Below are 24,244 nucleotides of genomic sequence, written 5' to 3'. Positions count from 1 at the left end.
GAGAAGGGTGATGCGATTGATGGATTTATATATGGTTGGCTTATTACTTATTAGTTTTGCCAGTCTATATGCGTTAACGACTTGGTGCTACAAGCTAGTCGAAGAGTAAGGGGAGGAATTACTATGTGGATTGTTATTGGAATGATACTTATATTGCTTTTTGGATATTTAGGGCATGCCCTATTATATCCGGAAAAATATTAATAGGTATTTAGGAGGAATAGAGTATGTGGCAAATCGCCATTGTGTGTATTATTTATTTACCGCTTGTTATCCTGACCGGCCATTATCTTTTTCGTGTGACAATGCATAAAAAAACATGGCTCGATCCATTCATGGATAAAGTGGATCATGTGATTTATAAGGTTTGCGGCATTAAACAAGTGGATATGACAGGCAAGCAATATGTATTGTCATTAATTATTTCAAATGCTTTTATGGTTTTTATCGGATACATTCTTTTACGCATTCAATCTTTTTTGCTGTTAAATCCAAATGATATAGAAAATATGGAGGCATCACTTTCTTTTAATACGATCATTTCGTTTATGACTAACACCAATCTGCAACATTATAGTGGTGAATCTGGTTTAAGTTATTTATCACAAATGCTCGTTATTATTTTTATGATGTTTACATCTGCAGCGACAGGCTACGCTGCTTGTATGGCGTTCTGTAGACGGTTAGTCGCAAAAAGTGATACGTTAGGCAATTTTTTTGTAGATTTTGTGCGTGTGATTACACGTGTATTAATGCCTATTTCCATCGTAGTTGCCATTATTTTAGTATCGCAAGGAGCGCCTCAAACATTCAGTGCCAATCAGACCGTTCAAACAATCGAAGGAAAAATGCAAGATATCGCATTGGGACCCGTTGCCTCACTTGAATCAATTAAACATGTAGGTACAAATGGAGGTGGGTTTAATGGCGCTAATTCCACAACGCCTTTTGAAAACCCTACGGTTATATCTAATATCGTCGAAATGCTATCCATGATGTTGCTACCAGGTGCGTGTGTTGTTGCCTTTAGTCTAATGGTTGCTTATAGAAAGAAAAAAACAATATTCGGCAAGCAAGGGCTAACGATTTTTGCTGCAATGGGTATGCTATTTCTTATCGGGTTAGTGACAGTGTATATGGCTGAGCGTGCGGGTAATCCCCTTATTAGTGACTTGGGAATTACTCAGGAGCTTGGCAGTATGGAAGGAAAAGAAATGCGCTTTGGGGTAGCCCAATCGGCTCTTTTCACTACAGTCACAACTGCCTTTACAACGGGCTCGGTCAATAACATGCACGATACATTAACACCAATTGGTGGCATGGTGCCGATGTTTAACATGATGTTAAATGTTGTATTTGGAGGCAAGGGTGTTGGGCTGATGAATATGATGATGTATGTCTTGCTAACGATTTTTATCGCATGTTTAATGATTGGTCGTACGCCACAGTTTTTAGGAAAGAAAATTGAGGAAAAGGAAATGAAGCTAATAGCGCTTTGTATTTTAATTCATCCTGCAATTATCCTACTGTTTTCTGCGCTTGCTGTTGCCACAACATCTGGGGTAGCTGGTATTACAAATCCAGGGGCACACGGTTTATCGCAAGTACTATATGAGTTTGCTTCAGCATCTGCCAACAATGGCTCTGGCTTTGAAGGATTAGCTGATAACTCAACGTTTTGGAATGTGACGACAGGGTTAGCTATGTTTTTTGGTCGCTATTTAACCATTATCCTTCAATTAGCAATTGCTTCACTACTTGCTAAAAAAATGTGGCACAGCGATTCAGTTGGAACATTGAAAACAGATACCTCAATGTTTACATTTTTGCTTGTTGCCATTGTACTGATGATTGGTGCGCTAACATTTTTACCCGCATTAGCACTTGGACCAATTACGGAGCATTTACAAATACATTCCTAATGAGGAGAGAATCAAATGGAAACTGTAAGAAAAGGTTTTATCACGAGCGATTTAGTAAAGAGCTCATTGATAGGCGCATTGAAGAAATTTAATCCAGTTACGATGATAAAAAATCCCGTCATGTTTGTCGTAGAAATCGGTTTTATTTTTGTGTTGTTGTTATCGTTTTTTCCTAATCTACTTGGCGGTGAGGAAGGAGAGCATGCTCAGCTCTATAATGCCATTGTTGCTATCATTCTCTTTGTTACAATTTTATTTGCTAACTTTGCAGAATCCATCGCTGAAGGGCGTGGAAAAGCACAAGTACAAACGTTAAAAAATACAAAGACAGTTACAAAAGCACGCGTCCTTTTAGCGGATGGTACAGAAGTAATGAAACAGGCACATGAGTTGAAAAAAGGGGATATCGTTTTAGTGCAAGCAGGGGAAGTGATTCCAAATGATGGCGAGGTCATTGAAGGGATTGCCACAGTCGATGAATCAGCCATTACTGGTGAGTCTGCACCCGTTGTGAAAGAACGCAGTGGAGATTTTTCATCTGTTACTGGTGGTACGACTGTCACAAGTGATTGGCTAATGATTGAAATTACTTCACTGCCAGGAGAGTCATTTTTAGATAAAATGATTGCCCTCATCGAAGGAGCAAGTCGGAAAAAAACACCTAATGAAATAGCGTTAAATACACTGTTAGTTAGCTTGACAATCATCTTTTTATTAGTGGTCGTGACATTATATCCAATGACTACTTATTTAAATGTACACATTTCCATTGCAACGTTAATTGCACTGACAGTTTGCTTAATACCAACGACCATCGGCGGTTTACTTTCTGCAATTGGTATTGCTGGTATGGACCGAGTGACGCAGTTTAATGTCATTGCAATGTCTGGTAGAGCTGTGGAAGCTTGCGGAGACGTAGATACACTTATATTAGATAAAACAGGTACAATAACGTACGGTAATCGCATGGCAACTGAGTTTTTACCAGTCAAAGGAGTTGACCAACAAACTTTGATGCAAGCTGCATGGCTTAGTTCGCTGACAGATGATACACCAGAAGGAAAATCTATCTTATCATTGGCATGTGATTTAGGGGTAACTACAGCGGATGAACAACAACTAATTCAATACAGTGAGCATATTCCCTTTACCGCACAGACACGGATGAGCGGATTGAACTTGCAGGATGGGACGATCATTCGAAAAGGGGCTTATGATACGATTAAACAAGATAGTCTTGCAGCAGGACAACATATTCCTACAAATTTGGAACAGTTAGTGCATCAAGTATCTGCTGTTGGGGGCACACCGCTTGTTGTGTCGATGAATCACAATATTTTGGGTGTCATCCATCTGAAAGATGTTGTTAAATCCGGTTTGAAAGAACGCTTTGAACAACTGCGAGCAATGGGCATAAAAACAATTATGTGCACAGGGGATAATCCACTAACAGCAGCCGCTATTGCCAAAGAATCGGGCGTTGACAGTTTTATTGCAGAAAGTAAACCAGAAGATAAAATAAAGGTGATTAAAGATGAGCAGGCACTTGGAAAAGTTGTGGCAATGACAGGGGACGGTACCAATGACGCACCTGCTTTAGCACAGGCGAATGTAGGTCTTGCGATGAATTCAGGAACGAATGCAGCAAAAGAAGCTGCCAACATGGTTGATTTAGATTCAAATCCAACTAAAATAATTGAAGTTGTAGAGATTGGAAAGCAATTATTAATGACGCGTGGTGCACTTACAACATTCAGTATTGCAAACGATGTGGCAAAATATTTCGCTATTATTCCTGCTATGTTAATGGTAGCAGTACCTGAAATGAATGCGCTCAACATTATGCAACTGCATTCGCCGACAAGTGCCATCATTTCCGCTTTAATTTTTAATGCGGTGATTATTCCAATGTTAATTCCCATTGCGATAAAGGGCGTAAAATATAAGCCGATGAGTGCTACAAAATTATTACAGAAAAACTTGTTTGTTTATGGACTAGGTGGTATTCTTGCGCCTTTTATCGGTATAAAGGTGATCGATTTGCTAGCAGGGCCACTGTTAACCATGCTTGGTCTATAGGAGGAAAATGATATGAATAGATTTTGGGACAATGTCAAGCAAGCATTAATGGTATCTATTATTATGTTTGTAGTCTGTGGTTTAATTTATCCTGTGACAGTAACGGGTATCGCACAAGGGCTATTTAAGCATCAAGCGAATGGTAGCATTGTGGAAGTTGACGGAAAAGCTGTTGGTTCGGAAAAGCTTGGGCAAGCCTTTACATCAGCAGCGTTTTTTAAGGGCCGTGTTTCATCCATTAACTATAATGTTTATACACAAGAAGATATTGTACCAGATAAAAATGGTGAGATAGCTTATGGTGGCGTGAGCTCTGGAACGTTCAATTATGCTCCGTCCAATCCAGAATTAACAAAACGGATAGAAGGAGATATTCAAGCGTTTTTACAGGCGAACCCGACTATAAAAAGACAAGACATTCCTGCTGATCTTATGACGGCCTCCGGATCGGGTTTAGATCCACATATTAGTGTGCAAGCAGCGCGCATTCAAATCAAACGAATTGCCAATGCAAGCGGACTGTCAGAGAAGGAAATCGAAAAAATTGTGGAGGCTAATACAGAGGGGCGGGCGCTCGGTCTATTTGGGGAAGAGAAAGTGAACTTCTTAATGGCGAATTTAGCTATTTTTAAACAAATGAAGGACAATGAATAAGTGGTGTAAAGTATAACTTCAATAAGGCAGATAGAGAGAATGGTATAGAGGTATTTTCTCTATCTGCTTACAATAAAAGGGTCTATGTTAGCTTTGTGAATTGACAAGAATTTTAATATGGTTTTTCTCTTTCATTAACGCTTCAAAGCCTTCTGTTACAACATCATCGAGCCCAATACGCTTAGTTACAAGTTTGTCCGCTGGGAAATAGCCTTTGGTCATTAACTCCATAACAGCTGGGAAGATATCTCGATAGGCAATAATACCTTTCACAGTACGTTCCGACAATACAATATTATTTGGTTGAATAGAAGCGCTTGATTCCCATATCGAAACGATAATTGTTTCACCTTCGAACGTAGTGGAGTCAATAGCTTGCTGTAAAACAACAGGAACGCCAGTAACTTCAAATGCCACATCAACACCGCCATTTGTTAAGGCATGAAGACGTTCAACAGCATCTTCATCTTGCGGATTAATAACAGCTGTCGCTCCTAGTTCCATCGCCTTTGCAGCACGTTCTGCTGAAAGTTCCACCGCATAAATTTCGGAAGCTCCAGATGCCCGTAATGCTTCGATAACAAGAAGACCAATTGGCCCAGTTCCAAAAACTGCGGCTTTATCGCCAGCCTTTAATTTGCTTTGGCGAACTGCATGTAAAGCTACTGCGGCTGGTTCTACAAGAGCACCTTGTTCATAAGAAAGTCCTGCTGGCATTTTGTGTACCATGTGGTCATCTACCACAGTATATTCTGACAATCCGCCACCGCCGCCAGACAGTCCGTGGAAACCTAGTTGTTTACAAATGTTGTACTTCCCTTTTTTACAAGCAGCACATTCGCCACAAGAGAGAATAGGTTCGACAACGACAGCATCTCCAATTTTTACTTTTGTAACACCTTCTCCAATTTCAACTACCTCGCCAGAAAACTCATGGCCCATCACAATAGGGGCTATATCTTTACTGATAGAGTGTGGCTGTTCAACTGGAATAAAGATTGGTCCTGCTGCATACTCATGTAAATCGCTTCCACAAATGCCTGTCCAATGTACTTTAATTTTTACTTTGCCGGATGCAATGGAAGGCTCCTCAATGTTTTCTACACGGATATCTCTTGCTTTATACCATCTTGCTGCTTTCATCACTATCAACCTCCAATACTATTATTCATGTTTATATTAACATGTGGAAAATATGCAAATCATTAGTTGGACTAAAATTGACATAAAAAATACGAAATGTCCATTAAATTTTTTCACATTTTTCACACTTTACATTTTTCATTGCATAATAGTCGTAATTAAAGTAAGTTTGTTAAGGGTTAGCGTTGCATCGATGAAAAAAACAAGAGAATATTGTAAATGCTTATGTTAATAGTACGTAAACATCCCTAAAAGGCCGAATCATGGTACAATGGGAAAGATGTAAGGAGGAACGAATTATGTCAAAATATACTGATTATAATTTTCAGCCATTTTTGCAGGACGCAATTGCAAAGCTTGGCTTCACAGAACCAACACCAATACAAAAGGAAATTATTCCACTAATCCTGAAAGGGAAAAGTGCGATTGGACAAGCACATACGGGTACAGGGAAAACGCATAGTTTCCTTATTCCTATCGTGCAACGCATTCAAGTTGACAAACAAGAGGTACAAGCGGTTATTACTTCGCCAACACGCGAGTTAGCTCAACAAATTTTTGATGCGTTAAATCAATTAATAGAAGGAACAGACATTCAAGCGAAATTATTTATTGGGGGTACGGACAAACAACGCTCCATTGATAAGTTAAAAACGCAACCACAAATCGTTGTGGGTACACCAGGACGTATTCGTGACCTTGTTTCAGCTCAAGCGTTATTTGTGCATACGGCACCAATGTTAGTTGTTGACGAAGCGGACTTAGCGTTCGATATGGGCTTTATCGAAGAGATTGATGGCTTTGCTTCTCAAATGCCAGAAAAGCTTGAAATGTTCGTGTTCTCTGCAACAATTCCAGAACGTCTACAGCCATTCTTAAAAAAATATATGGAAGCACCTGTCCATGTTCATATGAACGATAAACGTCCCGTGGCAGAAGGTATAGACTTTGTGCTTGTGCCTGTGCGTTCGAAATCACGTAACAAACGCTTGTTAGATGTTATTGAAGGCATTAACCCATTTTTAGCGGTTATTTTTACCAATACGCGTAAAACAGCAGAGCATGTTGCGGGTTATTTAAATGAGCAAGGGATTCGCTGTGGTCAAATTCACGGGGATTTAAGCCCACGTGATCGTAAAAAAATGATGAAGCAAATTCGTGATTTAGAATTTCAATACATTGTAGCAACAGATTTAGCTGCGCGCGGTATTGATATTCAAGGAATTTCACATGTCATTAACTACGAAATTCCAGAAGATCTAGAATTCTTTATTCACCGTGTCGGTCGTACAGCTCGTGCCGGCAATAAAGGTACGGCAATTACATTATTTGAGCCTTCGGACGAGGACGCACTAGCACGCGTTGAGAAAATGGGTATACCATTTGAACAAAAAGATGTTAAAGATGGTGAATGGTCTGAACTAAAAGACCGTCATGCACGTAAAAATCGTGTGAAGCACGAAAATGAAATTGATGCGAAAGCAAAATCTCTAGTGCGTAAGCCGAAAAAAGTAAAACCAGGTTACAAACGTAATATGAAATGGGAAATGGAAAAAATTAAAAAACGCGAACGTCGCCTAAAAGCACGTAATAAAAAATAAGTGAAGGAGGCCTAATCATGTTACTTGGCTCACATGTTTCAATGAGCGGCAAAGAAATGTTGCTCGGCTCTAGTAAAGAAGCTCTTTCTTATGGTGCGAACACCTTTATGATTTATACGGGTGCTCCACAAAACACGCGTCGAAAATCCATTGCAGACCTTAATATTATGAATGGTCTGTTGCATATGAAAGAGCATGGCATGACAAATATTGTTGTGCATGCTCCCTATATTATAAATATTGCCAATACAGAAAAACCGGAAACATTCCGTCTCGGCGTAGATTTCCTACAATCTGAAATTGAACGCACTGCTGCGTTGGAAGCTACACAAATTGTTTTACATCCTGGTGCCCATGTAGGTGCAGGGGCAGATGCTGGTATTGCTAAAATTATTGAAGGATTAAATGAAGTACTATCGCAGGACTATCCCGTACAAATTGCATTAGAAACAATGGCAGGGAAAGGTACAGAGTGTGGACGTTCTTTTGAAGAACTAGCAAAAATTATTGATGGTGTGACACATAACGAGCGCCTTTCTGTATGCTTTGACACATGCCATACACATGATGCTGGCTATAATATTGTTGAAGATTTTGATGGGGTATTAAACGAGTTCGATAAAATAATCGGTGTAGACCGCATCAAAGTTCTTCATATAAATGACTCCAAAAACGTTCGTGGTGCAGGTAAAGACCGCCATGAAAATATCGGTTTTGGACATATCGGATTTGATGCATTAAAATACGTGGTTCATCATCCGCAATTAATGGCGGTACCGAAGATTTTAGAAACACCATTTGTTGCTCTAAATAGTGATGCGAAAACTAAAACAGCACCGTATAAATATGAAATTGATATGCTACGTAGTGGAGAATATAAGCCAGAGCTTATTAACGCCTTACGAGGAGAGTAAGAGAACCGTAGACCAACGCAATGCAAATTGTGTTTGGTCTACGTTTTTTTATGAATCGCGGGTAAACGAGGCTATATCGCGGGTATTTGAACGGCTTCCGCGGGTAAAGAGAGTTTTATCGCGGGTATTTGAACACGAATCGCGGGTAAACAGCTTAAATTCGCGGGTATTTCAATAGTACTGTTCGGAACTATTTTGAAATTCAAACGTCTACATGTGAAATAATGGGAAAGAACATTAGGTATAGAGAATGGAAATAATTACAGATAAATTAATTATGATTGCTTTATTTATTCTCATCATTCATTCAATCGAGACACTTGCCTATGCGGTACGTTTATCAGGGGCACGTGTAAAGTTACTAGCTTCAGCTTTATCTCTGTTTAATGTAATGGTGATGGTTTCAAGGCTAGCGAATATGATGCAACAACCGTTTACGGGGAGTTTAGTGGATACAGCGCCTGCTGACAATGCGCTAGCTTTTGTAGAATACCAGTATCGCTTTATTATAGGAGCGGCATCACTAGGGACACTATTTGGGATATTATTACTGCCGACTTTCGTAGCCATCTTTTCACGAGGCATCATTCATTTGGCTGAGGAAAGAGGGTCGATTCCAGCTTTATTGAAGAAAGGCTTCACATTTGACTATGTAAAAAGAGGCATTAAACATATTCGCAAGCCAAGCTTGGCCTATGTAAAGGGCATTGGTTTACGAGATATTCCAGTCAAACTATTTGTGATGAACATTGTGATTACAGCGATTTATACTATTGGTGTTTTATCTTCTTTATATGCTGGTTTATTAGTCCCTGAATTAAAGGCAACAGCTGTCATGGCGTCTGGATTAATCAATGGCGTAGCAACAATTTTGTTAATTATTTTTATTGACCCTAAAATTTCTATACTTGCAGATGATGTTATCAATCAGCGGGGAAGTTATCTTGATTTAAAAAGAGCATCTGTTATGATGATGACCTCTAGATTTTTAGGAACGATTTTAGCGCAAGTGTTATTTATACCTGGGGCACATTATGTAGCTTGGTTTGCAAAGCTTATTACTTAGGAGTTAAGACAGAAATGGCTTTTAAAACGAGCATTTCATCTACTGGAAGAAGTAAGAATTAAAACATATCGTTAGGTTAATCCTATAATAAGGTTTAGATTTCAAGGCACATTTTCTATAAGGAAATGTGTCTTTTTTTATGTCTTCACTGTAAATAACATTGCATTTTGCAATTTATAAAAAACTAAATGCAATTTATATGTTGCAAAAAGCAATGTCATTTCATATAATACAATTAATAAAACAAATGGAGGTACATTATGTATAAGAAAAATAAGAAGCAAGTGGATGAACGTGTTAAAAATTTACAAAATAAAATATACAAAGAAATGTATGTGCTGATTATGATTGTCTGTTCCATTTCTATCGTAATAAAGTTCTTTAAAATGGGCATGTCCTTGGACAATGTATTAACAGAGTGGTTGATTATCTTTGTGTCATCTGTTTATTATTATGTTAGGACGGCTTATCTAGGTATCTTAACAGATGAAGTAGAGGTTCATGATAGTAACAGTAAAATAAAATTACAGACGAAAAATATCATTTACGGAGTGGCTACTGGTTTGGTACTGGCGATTTTTTTTGGTCTTAATAGTGCCTTCAACTATGCGGATAGCACACAACAAGCATATAAATATTTCTTCATGGTTTTCTTAGTATCGCTAGTTATCTATGTACCATTTTTTGCAGGATTTTTAGGCTTATCATATATGGCTGCAAAAAAGAAAAGTGACCAAGTCGTACAAAAAAATCTAGAAGATTAACAGTGGTGATAAGCATGAAAAACATCCGTTTAAAAATGGCTCGAATAGAGCATGATTTGTCACAGGAAGATTTAGCTCAAAAAGTAGGGGTTACCCGCCAAACAATCGGTTTAATTGAAGTTGGGAAATATAATCCGACGTTAAACTTATGTATTGCAATTTGTAAAACGTTAAATAAAACGTTGGATGAATTATTTTGGGAAGAGTAAGACAATAAAAACCGCCATTTAGCCCTTCGCTAAATGGCGGTTTTTCGCTTAACTTTAGAAAATAAATTCAATAGGTTTCAGTTAACACGCCTTCACGCAGTCTGTATACTTGATCGCATAAGGACTCAATATCATTTTTATTATGGGATGTTAATAAAATAGTTGCTCCTCGCTGTTTTTCAGCGTTAATAATGTCATAGACATTTTGTACAGAATCTTCATCCAAACCATTCATGGGTTCATCTAGTAAAATCAATTCAGGTGTTTCCATAATGCTTTGAGCAATGGCTAGTTTTTGTTTCATCCCAAGAGAGTATGCTTTAACAGGGCGTTTATCTTCTGGGTCTAAACCTACTTTTGCTATCGCAGCTTTTATATCCTGGTCAGTAATTTGATTGCGAATCGCTGCTAAAAATTTTAAGTTGGAGAAACCTGAATAATGCTCTAAAAATCCAGGCTTTTCAAGGATTACACTTGCACTTTTAGGAAATGAAATATCTTGATGTAACACATCCCCGAATAATTTTACTGTTCCGACACTCGGTTTTACTAAGCCACAAATAACGCGGAATAACATCGATTTCCCTGAACCGTTATGACCCACAAAGCCATAAATTTTCCCTCGCTCTAGCTGAAAGTTAATATTTTGTAGCACCGTGCGTTTTTTAATCACCTTGGAAACGTTTAATATTTCAATGGACATAGCGCAACCTCCCTAATGGTAATCATTTTTTAAGCCGATTCGAACAATAATTAAACTCATAAGACAAATAAATAGCCCTTCAATCACTAAAATGACAGCGAACATGTTTGCGTCGAAATTTCCCATTAGCCCATAATAGAAAGGAATATAAGGGGCTGATTGCTTTATACCTGCAAAAAATAGAACGATCAGTAGCACAGACGCTATTTTTCCTGAAAACAATAATTCGATTATTTTCCATAGCAAGGCATGACAGTACATATTGATGCATAGAATGAATGCCTGTAGAACAATCAAGATATCAAATTGTAGCGACACGTGAGCTTTTAAAAAAAGGAAAAAGCTCATTATATAAGTGATTGCCACATAGCATGTCGTGAATATAAGTAGGATTAGCAGCCGATTAAGCCAAAACCAGCTTTTTTTTGGATAGCGTAATAGCATATTGTAGGAAAAAGAAGTGGAGCGAGGCTTCCAAATAATTTGAATTAAAATCACATAACCAAACCATAACAAAGTCCAATACATCCAAGTAAGTTCCTCCACGTGCCCTAAAAGGGCAGTAAATGCTTGGTGCAATGTCAGTCCATCAAAAAGGGATGTCATATGGAGTAGCAATAAAGTAGTACATAATGGATAGACAATACAAATACAACTAATTTTAAGGGCATCTTCTCGCAGTAGTTTCCACTCTAACGAAAATGTTGTCATGAATCATCATCTCGCACGTAAAAGTCTAGTTTATTGACTAAATAATGAATGGCATTGATTAATAATATCGTAACAGCTACTAATATAAAGAATGACCAAATAGGTGAAGTAAATTCACTTTTGTAAAACAAAATAGGTACAATGTGTATTGTGATTTTATCAACCATAAAAAGAGCCATGACTAAAATCGCACTAATAAAATTATTTTTGAGTAGCTGTTGGATCACTATGTATAGCAAACCACAAATAGCCGTAACACAATAAAATATATACATAAAGTAAAGCAAAGAACCGTTTTCTTTAGGCTCAGGCACATATAATAATAGGGCACTGTAATTTGTGATATAAGGGAAAAATATCCACTTCGCTAGCGATGTGCTCAACATACTACTTCCGAAAACAATCGCTGTAAAAAAGGCGGTCACGATAAAAACGAAGCAAACTTTATACGTAGCAAATTGCTGTCGGTGACGATATCTTCTAAGTAATAGCCAATCATTGTCTTTAGATGAAAAAGGCGCTAATAATATTAAAAATAATAAGGTATAGAAATTTTCATAACGAGAGGCTAATATAAAGTCTTTCACCGTATGCCATCTAGTTGCCACTGACATGATAGGCAATACTTCAAACAAATGTAGAGTTATCATAAAACATGCCACAATCCAAAAGAGCCATTTTTTCAAGCGAATATCCTGTAGACAATAGGTGTAGTACTTATAATACATCTTCATGTTTCTTCATCCCAATTAAGTAAATGACAAATGTAATGAAAATTTGCAACAGAAATTCGATAATCATAATAGAGATGGAGTTATCTCCATGTATACCTTCCGGAGCTAAAAAGTAAAATGGAGCCCATTTTGCGTGATTGGCAGCTAAAAACCAAATGCTAGTATAAATAATTTGTGGCATAAAAATTAATAAATAATAATTTTTAATAAACATAGATAGGGCTAGTCCCATACAAACATACACACTAGCAAACAATCCTCCGATAATATAAAATACAGCAACATATGCGTATGGAGACATGCTTAGTAAATTGGAAAAAAGAGGTTGAATATCGCCTTTGAAAGCACTTAAAACATTATCGGGTATTGCCAAAGTCCCCTCTACAAACCCTTTATAAATATTTGCATAGGCTGTATAGTCCCAATGATTTGTAAATATATTAACAAGTACTACCCCTAAACATAGTGGCAGTACGAACATAAAAAAGGCAGTTAGAAAAGTAGAAGCAAACTTTGCAGTGTAATATTTCCGTCTATCCATGCGCATAAAAATAAAATGTTGATAGCCGCTTTTTCTTTCACGAAAAATTGAGTCTACAAGTGCAATAGAAATTAACAACGGAAATATTAAATAATACAATTGAGATGCAAAATTATTAGTAAAACCTAGCCATTGTTTATGCGGAGATACGAAATTGAGCATATCATCTACAATAGGTTTTTCAAAGTGTTGATTATAAATTCTCTCTGATAATAAATATTCTTCATTATGCTCTTTAACGCCTATCCATACAGCAATGACAACAAGCAATACCAAGGCACAAATACTAAGATAAAAGTTTTTATTATTAAATAGTTTTTTATATTCAAGTAGCATTGCTATCCTCCTTTCTAAAATAAAGAAAGGGTTGTCCTAAGATAGACAACCCTATCCTAGAAAAAACTATAATATAATTTTTCAATGGGTTTTATAGAAAAGAGATAGAGTACTCTTAGTTACTTATTTTTACAAATTTTTCAAAGTGAATAAATTACTTTAGTAGAACTATTATCAATTTACTATTTATTGTTATTTTAAATATCTGGATAAAATCTACCTGCAATGTCTACATTTACGTGTGTAAAAGCGCTATTTTCTGCGACAAGCGTTACGCTGTTGCCAACAGCGCTTTGATCTACTGTAAAGGTACGTGTATCATTGTCACCTACCCTTGTAGCTGTTGGAGAAACTTTCTTCCCACCGGAATCCACAATCCACATATTTGCAGTGTAAGTACTACCAACGATAGAGTTTTCCACCTTTGATTGACTATTCGTATCTTTTGTTCCTGTTGCTAAATTAATATTAATAGAAAAAGGAGGCAGTTTTTTCGCATAGCTGATAGGACTTGTCCCTGCACTTGCTATACCTGCACTAAGCAATAATCCTAAAGCACAAACTGTTGTTGCTAGTCTTTTCTTCATTTAAAATCCAACTCCTTACTTTGTATTTTAAAATGGAAAATAAACCAATGACATCGACAACATCGTAACTAAGAGATTATTTCTTTTCTTATCCATAATTATAAAATTCTCAATATTGAAAATCAATATTTTGTTTCGCAAAGGAAAAAGATTTTCTTAGGTAGGTTTTGTAAGATTGAACTCTTAAATGAGTACGAATTTTTTTGAACAAACTCCCACCTATAGAAGGGAAAAAGCCCGAAAGTCCAAAACTGACTTTCGGGCCTTTCTTACGTTTATTTAGTAAAAAGTGCAATAAGCTGGCGAGAACGTTTTCGTCCGAGTACTGCTTCCACTTCACTGAGTACATCTTTTGGAATACCTAAAAAGAGCCAAGAAAAAGAGAATTGCTCTAGATAAGGTCGAAGCTTTTTCACTTCAGAAGTGGTAATGTCAAAACCTTCGGCACGGGCAATCGCTACAACTTCTTTATCACTACTTTGAGATAATTGTTGCAAAAATTGAATACTCACAAACAATCCCTCCTTTTAAGTTTTGTTTTCTTTACAAATACTAAACTTTCATTTATACTTACAATTTGTAAATCGTAATGATTTTGAATTAGAAAGAAGCGATCATGCATGAAACAAGCATTAATTGACATTGAAAATGTGTCATTTCAATATGACTATACACAAGTATTAAAAAACATCTCATTTCGTGTGGAAGAAGGAGATTTTTTGGCGCTCCTAGGTCCGAATGGCTCTGGGAAATCAACATTACTTAAAATTATTTTAGGTTTATTAAAACCGATGTCTGGTGAAATCCAATTATTTGGAGAGCCAAGTGCAACATTTAAACATCGTGAATGGATAGGCTATGTTTCTCAAAAATCCAATGCCTTCAACTCTGGTTTTCCTGCAACAGTTCAAGAAGTAGTTATTAGTGGATTATCAAAAAAATTAGGGCTCTTTAAGCGTCCGACGAAGGATGCTAAAAGCAAAGTATATGAGGCATTAAAAGCCGTAGGGATGGACGCCTTTATGAAACGAAATATTGGCGAGTTATCTGGTGGACAACAACAGCGCGTATTTATTGCACGTGCTTTAGTCAGTGAGCCACGATTACTGATTTTAGATGAACCAACAGTCGGCATCGATCACGAGAATGTGCAGTCCTTTTATGATATGCTGGCGAAATTGAATAGGGAACAAGGAATTACGATGATTCTTGTGACACATGATGTTGATACGGTATCAAACCGCATTAGTCATGTTGCTTGCCTTAATCAAACAATTCATTTCCATGGCTACAAAAACGAATTTGATTCGATTTCTCAGGATGCGCTAGACGCTTGGTATGGCCATTCTGTGAGAAAGATTCACTAGAAGGAGAAGGCACAATGATTGAAGCAATTTTTCACTATGAGTTTTTACAAAATGCCTTTTTCTCTGGCTTATTAATTGGCATCATCGCACCACTATTAGGTGTATTTATCGTAGTTCGTAGGCTATCACTTATTGCTGATGCATTATCCCATGTTACACTTGCGGGGATTGCTGGTAGCTTATATGTAAGTCAGTCTGTTGCTGCATTAGCAATGCTCAACCCAATTTACTTAGGTATACTTGCCTCTGTGAGTGGCTCGATATTAATTGAGCGCTTACGCCGTTTATATAAGCATTATGAAGAACTTGCCATTCCGATCATTATGTCTGGTGGAATTGGCATTAGCGCAATTTTTATTTCACTTGCCAGTGGCTTTAGCACCGATTTAATGAGCTATTTATTTGGTTCCGTTTCGGCTGTGTCGAGGCAGGATTTATGGGTCGTTATAGGGATTGCGATTGTAGTTATTGTGTTTTTATATTTCTTCTTTAAAGAATTATTTGTGCTATCGTTCGATGAGGAATATGCCAAAGCAAGTGGTTTGCCAGCTCGCTGGGTTCACCTGTTGTTTATGATTGTGACAGCACTTGTAATTGCTGCTAGTATGCGCATCGTAGGTATTTTACTTGTTTCTTCTTTAATGACTTTGCCAGTGGCTGCAGCCATGCGTCTGGCTAAAGGTTTTAAACAAACAATACTCTATGCAATTGTATTTGGCGAGGTAGCAGTGTTCATAGGATTAGTAAGTGCATTTTACTTAGATTTAGCGCCAGGTGGTACGATTGTCGTTACGTCTATTGTTATTTTATTGCTAGTTATTATCGTGAAGAAAATTATGTTAAAGGTATCTGTAAAACAAGGGGAGGAAGCACTGTGAATATTTCAAGAGCGTGGGAAATTTTAAAAGAAAACGGCTATAAAAAAACAGATAAACGTGAGTTAATTTTAAATATGTTTGCGGAAACGGATAAATATTTAACCGCTCGAGATTTATTAGATGTGCTGAAAAAAGATTTTCCAGGTATGAGCTTCGATACAATTTATCGTAATCTTTCAACGTTTGTAAAGCTTGGCATTTTAGAAGAGACTGAGTTGTCTGGTGAACGAAATTTTCGTATGCATTGTGAATCTGAACATCATCACCATCATTTCATTTGTATGGATTGTGGCAATGTAAAAGAGCTGAATGTTTGCCCGATGGAAATGTTAGGTGAGAAGCTTCCAGATTATGAAATTGAAAATCATAAATTTGAAATTTACGGAAAATGCCCAGAATGTAAACATGAAACCCTGTCAAATTAGTTTTGACAGGGTTTTTACTTATATCAAAGGAGTATGTTTAGAAGGAAAGGGTATACTCCATTCTCAGTGAAAGAAGGCTACTATGCTCTTACTACACGAATAGCATCTATTTTTTTGCAATCGATAATAAGTGGTGATGTTGAACCAGCTTCTAGGAAATAAGCACAGCAATTTCTACAATTGAAGCTCACAAAAGTTAAACCAAGGAAACTAAGACCGCCTGCTAAGAAAACATCAACTACAGCTCCAACTTCTAATTTTCTTAATTGCTCACAGATGCAGCTTCTGCAGTTGTTCACTGCTTTGTGGCATTTCTCTTCTTTACATTCATGTTCTTTTTTGTGGCTACATTTGCAAGGTTTATGGCATTTACAAGGAGCCCAGTTCATATGCGTAACATAACGTCTATCTTCCATTCATATTACCTCCTTTCTCCATCACTTAATGTAAAGCTATTGCCTTACACTAATAATCTATGTTTTGTTGAAGAATGGAGGGTGGTAATATGTCCGATAAACAAAGAAAAAACTATTTTTTCTTTTAATAAATGTTGTTAAAGTTTATTTTATATGGCAAAGGTGTGATTGTACCGATATGGTTGTCATAGAGATAGAAGTCTATTAGTGGGGAAATAGGAAAGAATGTTATGTTTAGACAGCAGAACATGCATTTAAAATAAAGAAACGACGAATGTTGTTATTTTTACAAGCATTCGTCGTTGATTTATTATTGGTGTTTTTGTTGGAATGCTACCATGAAATCGCGAAGTGCTTCGCAAGTCTCTAATGGCACAGCATTATATGTTGATGCACGGCAACCACCTACTGAGCGGTGACCATTTAAACCGATAAATCCAGCTGCTTTTGCTTCAGCTAGGAATTGTTTTTCAAGTTCTTCATCAGCGACGCGGAACGTGATGTTCATTAATGAACGGCTTTCTGGCGTTGCGTGACCTTTATAAAAGCCATTGCTGTTATCGATTGCATCGTAAATTACTTGTGCTTTTGCTTCATTAAGTTTAGCAACAGCTTCGACGCCACCTTTAGCTTCCACCCATTTCAATACTTCACCTAACATGTAGATACCGAATGTTGGTGGTGTATTATATAATGAGTTACCATCCGCATGTGTTGTATATTTAAGCATTGTTGGAATTTCTTTATTTGCTTTTTCTAGTAAATCCTTGCGAATAATAACGACTGTTACACCAGAAGGACCAAGATTTTTTTGCGCACCTGCATAAATGATACCAAATTTACTTACGTCTACAGGTTTAGATAGGATGTCACTTGACATATCTGCTACTAAAGGAACATTACCTGTTTCAGGGAATTCCTTCCATTGAGTACCGTAAATTGTATTGTTAGAAGTAATGTGCACGTATGCATCGTCTTCATTAAATTGAATATCTGATAATGCTGGGATATTACGATATTTATTTTCCTTTGTGCTTGCTGCTTCAACAGGTGTACCGAATAATTTAGCTTCTTTGAATGCTTTTTCTGACCATGAACCAGATAATACATAGCTTGCTTTTTTATCGGCTTGGAGGAAGTTCATCGGTACCATTGTGAATTGAAGGCTTGCTCCACCTTGTAAGAATAGTACTTCATAGTTTTCTGGAATAGCATAAAGTTTTTTTAATAGAGCAATTGCTTCGTTATGTACTTCGTCGAAAATTGCACTACGGTGACTCATTTCCATAATCGACATACCTGAATTACGGAAGTTTACTAATTGTTGTTGAGCGTTTTCTAATACTTCTAGGGGTAGTGCAGAAGGACCTGCGTTAAAATTGTATGCTCGTTGTGTCAAAATGGTACACTCCTTGTTTTGTTTAATAAAAGCACCTTTATTGGATTATAACTTAATTTTCAAGAGAAAAAACAAAATTCTCAATTTTTTATTTATGTACGATGAAAACGAGCATTTTAGTGTCAGGCACGCACACAATTCGCACACAATTTGTTTTATGTATTGCATATTGATGAAAAACTACATAGAGAAAAAAATTTCGGTATACTGAAAGGTAAGAAATAGTGAAAGGGGTGTATGTATGTTTACAGTAGAACAAGCAAGTCTGATTGTTGTGGATGTCCAAGGTAAATTAGCAACGATTGTAGAAGATAGTGAAACAGTCATTCAAAATGTAGCAAAACTAGTACAAGCGATGGAGGCTTTGGATGTCCCTGTGTTATGGCTTGAACAAAATCCAAGTCGTTTAGGTGGAACTGCATTAGAAATAGCGCAACATCTTCAGGGGGCCCCGATGGCCAAAATGGCTTTTAGTGCATGTCAAGAGCAAGCTTTTATCGATGCAGTTAAAGCAAGTGGTCGTACCCAATTTATCGTGACAGGTATTGAAGCGCATATTTGCGTTTATCAAACAGCAAGACAACTGAAAGAACAGGGCTTTGAAGTGGAAGTCGTTGTGGATGCGGTGTCCTCTCGCACAAAAGCTAACAAGGAAATAGGGCTAGATAAAATGAAGGCACTAGGTATATTGCCAACGAGCACAGAAATGATTTTATATGAGCTTTTACAAAGAGCGGATCATCCACATTTTAAAACGGTGTTACAACTCGTTAAATAACGATTTGATTGCCAGTACACCTTTAAAAGTAAATGCGTAGCAGACAAAGACCACAGCAAAAAAAGAGGCTGGGGCATAACTAAAATATTTAAGGAACAGAGGAAAGGTGTTCATAAATTTTTGCTATATGGAGAACTTAGCTAATTTAGCTATTCTGCTTTTGCAATAAATAAAATTTAGAAGGGTTCACTAGTTGTTGGTAGCGGAGGCGGTGACTCCAGCTCAGAACGCACACCGCATAAGACGCTGGCCTTCTGCGTTAGCGAGGGTTACGGCTTACTGTGCTGAGCGGAAAGCACCGCCGAAGCGGACAACAAAGGCACAGCAAAAAAGTGTTAGATTGATGGGTTGTCAATCTAACACTTTTCCTCTTTGTGTCAGCATCTTATGCAGGCATTTCCGTTGGAGTTGGTTTTGCATAACCATTTTTGTATGTTTCATCAATTGTTTGGCGGATTTCTTTTAATGTCATGCCATCTTTATGCATTTTTGCTGATTGTAGTGCAATTTCCAAACAAACAGCGCAACGTGTGCCATGATCATCCCATACAATTGTTCCATCTTGCCTTTTTTCTTGGATAAAGCAGTTTAAATTACTTTTATGTCCAACAGATTCTCCACAGCCACAGTAGCATGGCATCCATTCTAAAATTTCGGTTGATTGTCCAGCTATTTGGTAGACTAAGCGAATATTTTCAGATTGGTTATCTAAAAATGTTGGCAGGACATCAGCACTTGCTGTCTCTTCCTGAATATCTCCTGTCACATGAGCATGTCCATCATGTGAAGCATCATTTTGAGTATCTTTTGGCTGTTCTTCAGTCGCTTGTTTGTCAGTCCCGCAAGCACTTAACACGAGCAATAACAACGTAAAAATGGATATTAGCTTTTTCAAAAAAAACGCCTCCTACATGTTTACAATATTTCCATTATAACATTGGTCGCGTCAATATTTATAGCAAGGATGGTCACAAATTAGTGAAAAATATCTAATCCGCGTGTTTTGTTCATTAAAAGTTCCATTTTTTCGCCTAGCAATTTTTTTAAGAACAAGCCAAACAACAGAAAAACTAGCCAGAAGCTTAGTAAGAATGCAAGGTCTATCCATATTTTGGACCAAATGATGCCACCAACTGCTTCACGCATCATGCCGATTGCATAAGTAAACGGTAAAAATGGATTAATTACTTGGAAAAACTTCGGTAACAATTCAACGGGATAGGTACCGCCAGAACCAGCAATTTGTAAGACCAACATCACAATGGCTAGTGCTTTTCCTACATTTCCAAATACGGATACTAGCGTGTAGACCACTGTAATAAAAACAAAACTAATGATCAAACCAAAAAGAATAAAGTAAAGAGGCGCACGAATGGAGACGTCTAATAGTAAAACATCACCAATTGTAATAATCAATGTTTGTATAACGGATATAGTTGCAAAAGTCATTAATCGCCCAAAATAAATTTCACGAATGCTATATTGTGGGTTGTCGTGAATATTCACTGCAAGAAGAGAAATAAGCAACAAACAACCGACCCAAATAGATAAAACGGTATAAAATGGTGTCATGGCTGTTCCGTAATTTGCAATTGGGAATATTCTATGTTCTGCTAGTTTGACTGGTTCTTCAAAAAAATCTCGCTCTGCTTCAACATCATTTTTTAACAATTGAACGATTTCAGAGATATCGGTTTCGTTTTCTAATGTCCGTAGCTTATTAGCAAGGTCGATAATTTTAGTACTTAGCGTAGGGAAGTCAGATTGAATAGTTGCTATAGCCTGATTGGCTGTAACTAACGTATTTTTTGCATTGCTTAACCGTTGTTTTGCCTGTGGAATGGAGCTTTGCACCTTCGTTAGCAAAGTAGATGCCTTTGTTAATGTATCCTTTGCAGCATTCAAGGTTGTATGAATTTGTGGTTCCAGTTTATCTGAATAGTAATTAAGAAACTGATTTAAATGATTTGCAGCATCTTGAGCCATTTTTTGAACTGCGGCAATATCTTTTTTCACTGTTTGCTCGTCGATATTATTGAATTGTTGTACTTTATTTGAGACATCCGTTACTAGCGAACTTAGTTGACGTAATGTAGAGAGCACACTAATCATAGAGTCGCTAGCAATAGGATTTGCTTGTAACTTTCCTTGTATGGACTCCAATTGCTGAATAATACCTTTATTATCTAATAGAGCGATAACATCGTTCGATTGCTCCTGTTGAAGCGATGAAATCACCGTTTGGAGCGAGTTTTCCAGTTGTTTACGAGAGGAGGCATCTGCCTGTGTTAACTTCTGTAAAGCTTCCAACGTTTGAATACTACTATTTACCTTATCTTGTGAAGATGTTAACTGCTTTTGCAGTTCGTCTTTAGATTTTGCTAAGGTAGCTGTATCTGTCCGGATAGTTTGCAATTGCTCTAAAAGCTGTGAGAACTGTTGAGCAATTGTTTGTACGCTTTCTAAATCTTCTTTTACAATGGGTGAAAGCTGCGAGAACAGCGTATCTGCCTCATTTATCAGCTGTAGACCATTTTGGACAGTTGTAAGACCGCTAGCTGTTATTTTTTCTATCTCGGGTATTTCACTGATAGTAGTGTCCAATAATTTTTCAGCATCTTTTCCACCTTGTGCGGTTTGAGCTAAAAATGATTCAATATCTGGAAGATGCTGTTCAATTGTGAAAATATAATGTTCGAATTTTTTGAAATCTGGAATATCGTGTTCGATTTCAATGCCAATGGTATTAAACATAGAAAAAAGTGTGCCATTGACTGTTGAAATAAATTCACTCGAAACTTGTTGTGTAATAACACTGGCGCCTTTACCTGTAATTTTAGGAGCAATAGGATTAATTTTTTCATTTACATAATAATCAATATGCGCTTTTGTAGGTTGATCGGTCAAAATAGATGTGAGCTTTTTGGAAAAATCGTTAGGAACGATAAGTACTGCAAAATAATCACCATTGTTTAATGAATCGAGCGCTTCTTGCCTTGGGAGAAAATACCATGAAAAGCTATTGTTTGCTTGTAAATTGCTCATTAATTCCTTTCCAATGTTTAAATTTTCACCTTTAATTGTAGTGCCGTCATCTTCATTGACAACGGCAATTTTCATATTTGCCGTGTGCGCGTATGGATCCATCGAAGCATAGATATTCAACCATGCATACAAAGAAGGTAAAAAAATGAGCCCACCAACAATGACAGCAACTACCCAGTTTGATACTATATTTAAGATATCACTTTTATAAATTCGAAAAACATGTTGGAAAGTAGGTTTCATAGTAAATTTCACTCCAAATTCATTTTGCGCATTATAGTAAGTAGGTTTCCATAAATACACTAAATTATGTTTGAATTGTGCGAAAACTTACTATGAAAGACGAATTAGTTTACTAGGTTCTAAAAACACTTTATAATCAATTCCAAATACACTAAAAGTAGGACATTTTTTATGTGAAATCGGAGGAGTTTAATTGAAAAAGCTACTAATTATTGGTTCGGTTATTGTTGTTTTGTTTGCAGCGATTATTGTACTTACAAATGTATCGAACAAAAACAAACTGGCAAGTGCGAATAATCCATACGGTGACAAAAATCTAAAACAAGAAACAATTGACCAATTAGATGATGAAAATTACCAAAATATTATGTTGCCTGATGAGCTAGAAAAGAAGATTAAAGCTGGGGAAGATGTCAATGCGTATTTCTTTAGTCCAGTTTGTGTCCATTGTCAAGCATTCACACCCGTATTAATGCCGATTGCAGATGATTTAGGCGTAAATATTGCCCAATTAAACGTATATGAATATGAAAATTTGTGGAACAAGTATAATCTCGAAGCAACGCCAACTTTTATTCGTTTTGAAGATGGCAAAGAAACTGCACGTTTTGTAGGGGCATTAGCTGAAGAAGATTTACGAGCTTTCTTAGATAAAGAAGTATTAAAAAAATAACGCACAGAAGAGACTGAACCAATTGGACAGTCTCTTTTTTGTTCGAATAGATAGCAAACGAAATGGAGGGTGCTTTACAGAGTGAAGTATGTATAATATATACTATATAGAATGAGGTGTATGAAAACTGGAGGAAGAATGGATGACAATGGAAGAATATTTTTATAATGGAGAGCTGATGAAATGTTATAAGGCTGCTTTGCAAGTTGCAGATGGGCCTGATAAGGAGTTAGCTACTAAATATATTACCTTGTTGGATGAGTACGATGTTGCTACATTGCCGAAGCCAACACTTTTCGTGGAAACACAGCATAGTGAACGGGCGAATGAAAGTTATCCTGAATCAGATGATGTTTTAGAAATACGTGCTATAAAAGATGAAGCGGCATTTGCGAAGAGAGTGAAAGCGCTAGAGGAAATGGCTAAATCGGGTTCAGCTAATGAAAAGGCACAATCATTTTTTACGCAGGGCGAGCTGTTTTTATTTGCCCATCATTACAATGAGAGCGTCCATTGCTTCAAGCAGGCAGTGAAAGCAAATCCTAATAAGGCTTTGTATTGGGGCATAACAGGTCAGACGATGCATCGTTTTGGTTGGATGCCTTTTGATGCACTTGCTTATTTAGAGCAAGCGATTGACTTAGATCCGACAAATGCTCGCTGGAAATGGAATAAAGCCCTTGTATTAATTCAGCTTGCAAAAGATTTACAGATGGCACCGTTTATAGCTAATGCAGCGATTGCATTAGAGGAAGCCATTGCTTCTTGCGGTGAGCATCAACGATCGCTTAAAGATGCGATCCAAAATACCATTGATAATATGGATAGTTATGTATTTTCATAACATGAACATTTAAGACTGAAGATAAACTCGTTAATTGTGGGGATATTTTCAGTCTTCTTCCTTTTTTCAACAGTTGAAACATTTTATCCATTTTTCTTTGATTGAATTTTAGGTATATCATGGTAATCTATTAGTAGAATCATCTCAAAATTATTTATACATAATGAATTTTATAAAGTAGCGGTTATCAGCCAAGTGAAAGTAGGGATCAT

The 24,244-nt window shown here is 37.0% G+C and carries 25 protein-coding genes; 14 read left to right on the top strand and 11 right to left on the bottom strand.

From position 1 onward, the window contains the following. The first annotated feature begins 227 nt into the window (after positions 1–227). From kdpA to kdpC, 3 genes are read left to right on the top strand one after another with little or no spacing between them, the layout of a single operon-like run. Positions 228–1,922, top strand: a complete 1,695-nt coding sequence (gene kdpA, locus MHH88_RS14285; RefSeq protein ID WP_339258883.1) for a potassium-transporting ATPase subunit KdpA — start codon at positions 228–230, stop codon at positions 1,920–1,922. A gap of 15 nt (positions 1,923–1,937) precedes the next feature. Continuing rightward, on the top strand, positions 1,938–4,001 hold the full coding sequence (gene kdpB / locus MHH88_RS14280; protein WP_339258881.1) for a potassium-transporting ATPase subunit KdpB: 2,064 nt from the start codon (positions 1,938–1,940) through the stop codon (positions 3,999–4,001). Positions 4,002–4,013: 12 nt separating this feature from the next. Next, entirely contained in the window at positions 4,014–4,655 is a 642-nt protein-coding gene (gene kdpC / locus MHH88_RS14275) for a K(+)-transporting ATPase subunit C (protein ID WP_339258879.1), read from the top strand. Positions 4,656–4,742: 87 nt separating this feature from the next. Here the strand turns inward: kdpC and MHH88_RS14270 are convergent, their stop codons facing one another. After that, positions 4,743–5,798 (bottom strand): 2,3-butanediol dehydrogenase, encoded by a 1,056-nt coding sequence (locus MHH88_RS14270; RefSeq protein WP_339258877.1) that lies wholly within the window; start codon positions 5,796–5,798, stop codon positions 4,743–4,745. Positions 5,799–6,097: 299 nt separating this feature from the next. On the opposite strand from MHH88_RS14270, the gene MHH88_RS14265 reads away from it, so the two are divergent. The 5 genes from MHH88_RS14265 to MHH88_RS14245 all read left to right on the top strand — a co-directional run bounded on the left by MHH88_RS14265 (position 6,098) and on the right by MHH88_RS14245 (position 10,352). Next, positions 6,098–7,399, top strand: coding sequence for a DEAD/DEAH box helicase (locus MHH88_RS14265; protein WP_069513604.1), 1,302 nt, complete (start codon positions 6,098–6,100; stop codon positions 7,397–7,399). Between the two features lie 17 nt (positions 7,400–7,416). Next, the gene (locus MHH88_RS14260) at positions 7,417–8,313 is read left to right on the top strand and encodes a deoxyribonuclease IV (RefSeq protein WP_024362983.1); all 897 of its coding nucleotides are present in this window, start codon (positions 7,417–7,419) and stop codon (positions 8,311–8,313) included. Between the two features lie 250 nt (positions 8,314–8,563). Continuing rightward, positions 8,564–9,379: a lipid II flippase Amj family protein gene (locus MHH88_RS14255; RefSeq protein WP_339258873.1), complete on the top strand. Its 816-nt coding sequence runs from the start codon at positions 8,564–8,566 to the stop codon at positions 9,377–9,379. A gap of 260 nt (positions 9,380–9,639) precedes the next feature. Further along, on the top strand, positions 9,640–10,143 hold the full coding sequence (locus MHH88_RS14250; protein WP_103976230.1) for a DUF6773 family protein: 504 nt from the start codon (positions 9,640–9,642) through the stop codon (positions 10,141–10,143). A 14-nt stretch (positions 10,144–10,157) separates the two neighbouring features. Beyond that, positions 10,158–10,352, top strand: a complete 195-nt coding sequence (locus tag MHH88_RS14245; protein WP_024362980.1) for a helix-turn-helix transcriptional regulator — start codon at positions 10,158–10,160, stop codon at positions 10,350–10,352. 67 nt (positions 10,353–10,419) lie between these two features. Here the strand turns inward: MHH88_RS14245 and MHH88_RS14240 are convergent, their stop codons facing one another. From MHH88_RS14240 to MHH88_RS14215, 6 genes are all read right to left on the bottom strand, one after another. After that, positions 10,420–11,055: an ABC transporter ATP-binding protein gene (locus tag MHH88_RS14240; RefSeq protein WP_339258870.1), complete on the bottom strand. Its 636-nt coding sequence runs from the start codon at positions 11,053–11,055 to the stop codon at positions 10,420–10,422. 12 nt (positions 11,056–11,067) lie between these two features. Continuing rightward, complete coding sequence (locus MHH88_RS14235) at positions 11,068–11,766, bottom strand: hypothetical protein (protein ID WP_339258868.1); 699 nt, start codon at positions 11,764–11,766, stop codon at positions 11,068–11,070. Next, a complete protein-coding gene (locus tag MHH88_RS14230) occupies positions 11,763–12,500 on the bottom strand; it encodes a hypothetical protein (RefSeq protein ID WP_339258866.1) in 738 nt (245 codons plus the stop codon). Before MHH88_RS14230 ends, MHH88_RS14235 begins: the two co-directional genes overlap by 4 nt. After that, entirely contained in the window at positions 12,484–13,377 is an 894-nt protein-coding gene (locus MHH88_RS14225; protein WP_339258865.1) for an NADH dehydrogenase FAD-containing subunit, read from the bottom strand. Before MHH88_RS14225 ends, MHH88_RS14230 begins: the two co-directional genes overlap by 17 nt. 197 nt (positions 13,378–13,574) lie before the next feature. Further along, positions 13,575–13,964 carry a hypothetical protein gene (locus MHH88_RS14220; protein ID WP_025219999.1) on the bottom strand — a complete coding sequence of 130 codons (390 nt, stop codon included), beginning with the start codon at positions 13,962–13,964 and terminating at the stop codon, positions 13,575–13,577. A gap of 275 nt (positions 13,965–14,239) precedes the next feature. Further along, on the bottom strand, positions 14,240–14,476 hold the full coding sequence (locus MHH88_RS14215; protein WP_024362974.1) for a Nif11 family protein: 237 nt from the start codon (positions 14,474–14,476) through the stop codon (positions 14,240–14,242). Between the two features lie 108 nt (positions 14,477–14,584). Between MHH88_RS14215 and MHH88_RS14210 the strand changes: the two genes are divergently transcribed. Genes MHH88_RS14210 through MHH88_RS14200 form a run of 3 tightly spaced genes read left to right on the top strand, consistent with a single transcriptional unit; the run spans position 14,585 to position 16,634 of the window. Next, positions 14,585–15,331, top strand: a complete 747-nt coding sequence (locus MHH88_RS14210) for an ABC transporter ATP-binding protein (protein ID WP_339258862.1) — start codon at positions 14,585–14,587, stop codon at positions 15,329–15,331. 14 nt (positions 15,332–15,345) lie between these two features. After that, positions 15,346–16,209: a metal ABC transporter permease gene (locus tag MHH88_RS14205; RefSeq protein WP_069509209.1), complete on the top strand. Its 864-nt coding sequence runs from the start codon at positions 15,346–15,348 to the stop codon at positions 16,207–16,209. Continuing rightward, complete coding sequence (locus MHH88_RS14200; protein ID WP_024362971.1) at positions 16,206–16,634, top strand: Fur family transcriptional regulator; 429 nt, start codon at positions 16,206–16,208, stop codon at positions 16,632–16,634. Before MHH88_RS14205 ends, MHH88_RS14200 begins: the two co-directional genes overlap by 4 nt. Positions 16,635–16,714: 80 nt before the next feature. Here MHH88_RS14200 and MHH88_RS14195 read toward each other — a convergent pair whose 3' ends face one another. After that, complete coding sequence (locus tag MHH88_RS14195) at positions 16,715–17,050, bottom strand: hypothetical protein (RefSeq protein WP_024362970.1); 336 nt, start codon at positions 17,048–17,050, stop codon at positions 16,715–16,717. A 310-nt stretch (positions 17,051–17,360) separates the two neighbouring features. Then, positions 17,361–18,449, bottom strand: coding sequence for a 3-phosphoserine/phosphohydroxythreonine transaminase (serC, locus tag MHH88_RS14190; RefSeq protein WP_231784714.1), 1,089 nt, complete (start codon positions 18,447–18,449; stop codon positions 17,361–17,363). A 241-nt stretch (positions 18,450–18,690) separates the two neighbouring features. Here serC and MHH88_RS14185 point away from each other — a divergent pair, with 241 nt between their 5' ends. Then, on the top strand, positions 18,691–19,227 hold the full coding sequence (locus MHH88_RS14185) for a hydrolase (RefSeq protein ID WP_103976235.1): 537 nt from the start codon (positions 18,691–18,693) through the stop codon (positions 19,225–19,227). A 385-nt stretch (positions 19,228–19,612) separates the two neighbouring features. On the opposite strand, the gene MHH88_RS14180 is transcribed toward MHH88_RS14185, so the two are convergent. Both MHH88_RS14180 and MHH88_RS14175 read right to left on the bottom strand, forming a co-directional pair. Next, positions 19,613–20,122, bottom strand: a complete 510-nt coding sequence (locus MHH88_RS14180) for a PCYCGC motif-containing (lipo)protein (RefSeq protein ID WP_339258856.1) — start codon at positions 20,120–20,122, stop codon at positions 19,613–19,615. A gap of 80 nt (positions 20,123–20,202) precedes the next feature. After that, complete coding sequence (locus MHH88_RS14175) at positions 20,203–22,515, bottom strand: YhgE/Pip domain-containing protein (RefSeq protein ID WP_339258854.1); 2,313 nt, start codon at positions 22,513–22,515, stop codon at positions 20,203–20,205. Positions 22,516–22,708: 193 nt separating this feature from the next. Between MHH88_RS14175 and MHH88_RS14170 the strand changes: the two genes are divergently transcribed. Continuing rightward, the gene (locus MHH88_RS14170; protein ID WP_069509170.1) at positions 22,709–23,188 is read left to right on the top strand and encodes a thioredoxin family protein; all 480 of its coding nucleotides are present in this window, start codon (positions 22,709–22,711) and stop codon (positions 23,186–23,188) included. 142 nt (positions 23,189–23,330) lie between these two features. Continuing rightward, positions 23,331–24,032, top strand: coding sequence for an O-linked GlcNAc transferase (locus tag MHH88_RS14165; protein ID WP_339258851.1), 702 nt, complete (start codon positions 23,331–23,333; stop codon positions 24,030–24,032). Positions 24,033–24,244: the final 212 nt, after the last annotated feature.

Origin of the sequence: Lysinibacillus sp. FSL K6-3209 (assembly GCF_037976175.1) — a bacterium.
Classification (GTDB): Bacteria; Bacillota; Bacilli; order Bacillales_A; family Planococcaceae; genus Lysinibacillus; species Lysinibacillus sphaericus_D.
The sequence above is the reverse complement of the archived record's forward strand: the minus strand, read 5'-3'. Positions and strand labels throughout refer to the sequence as shown.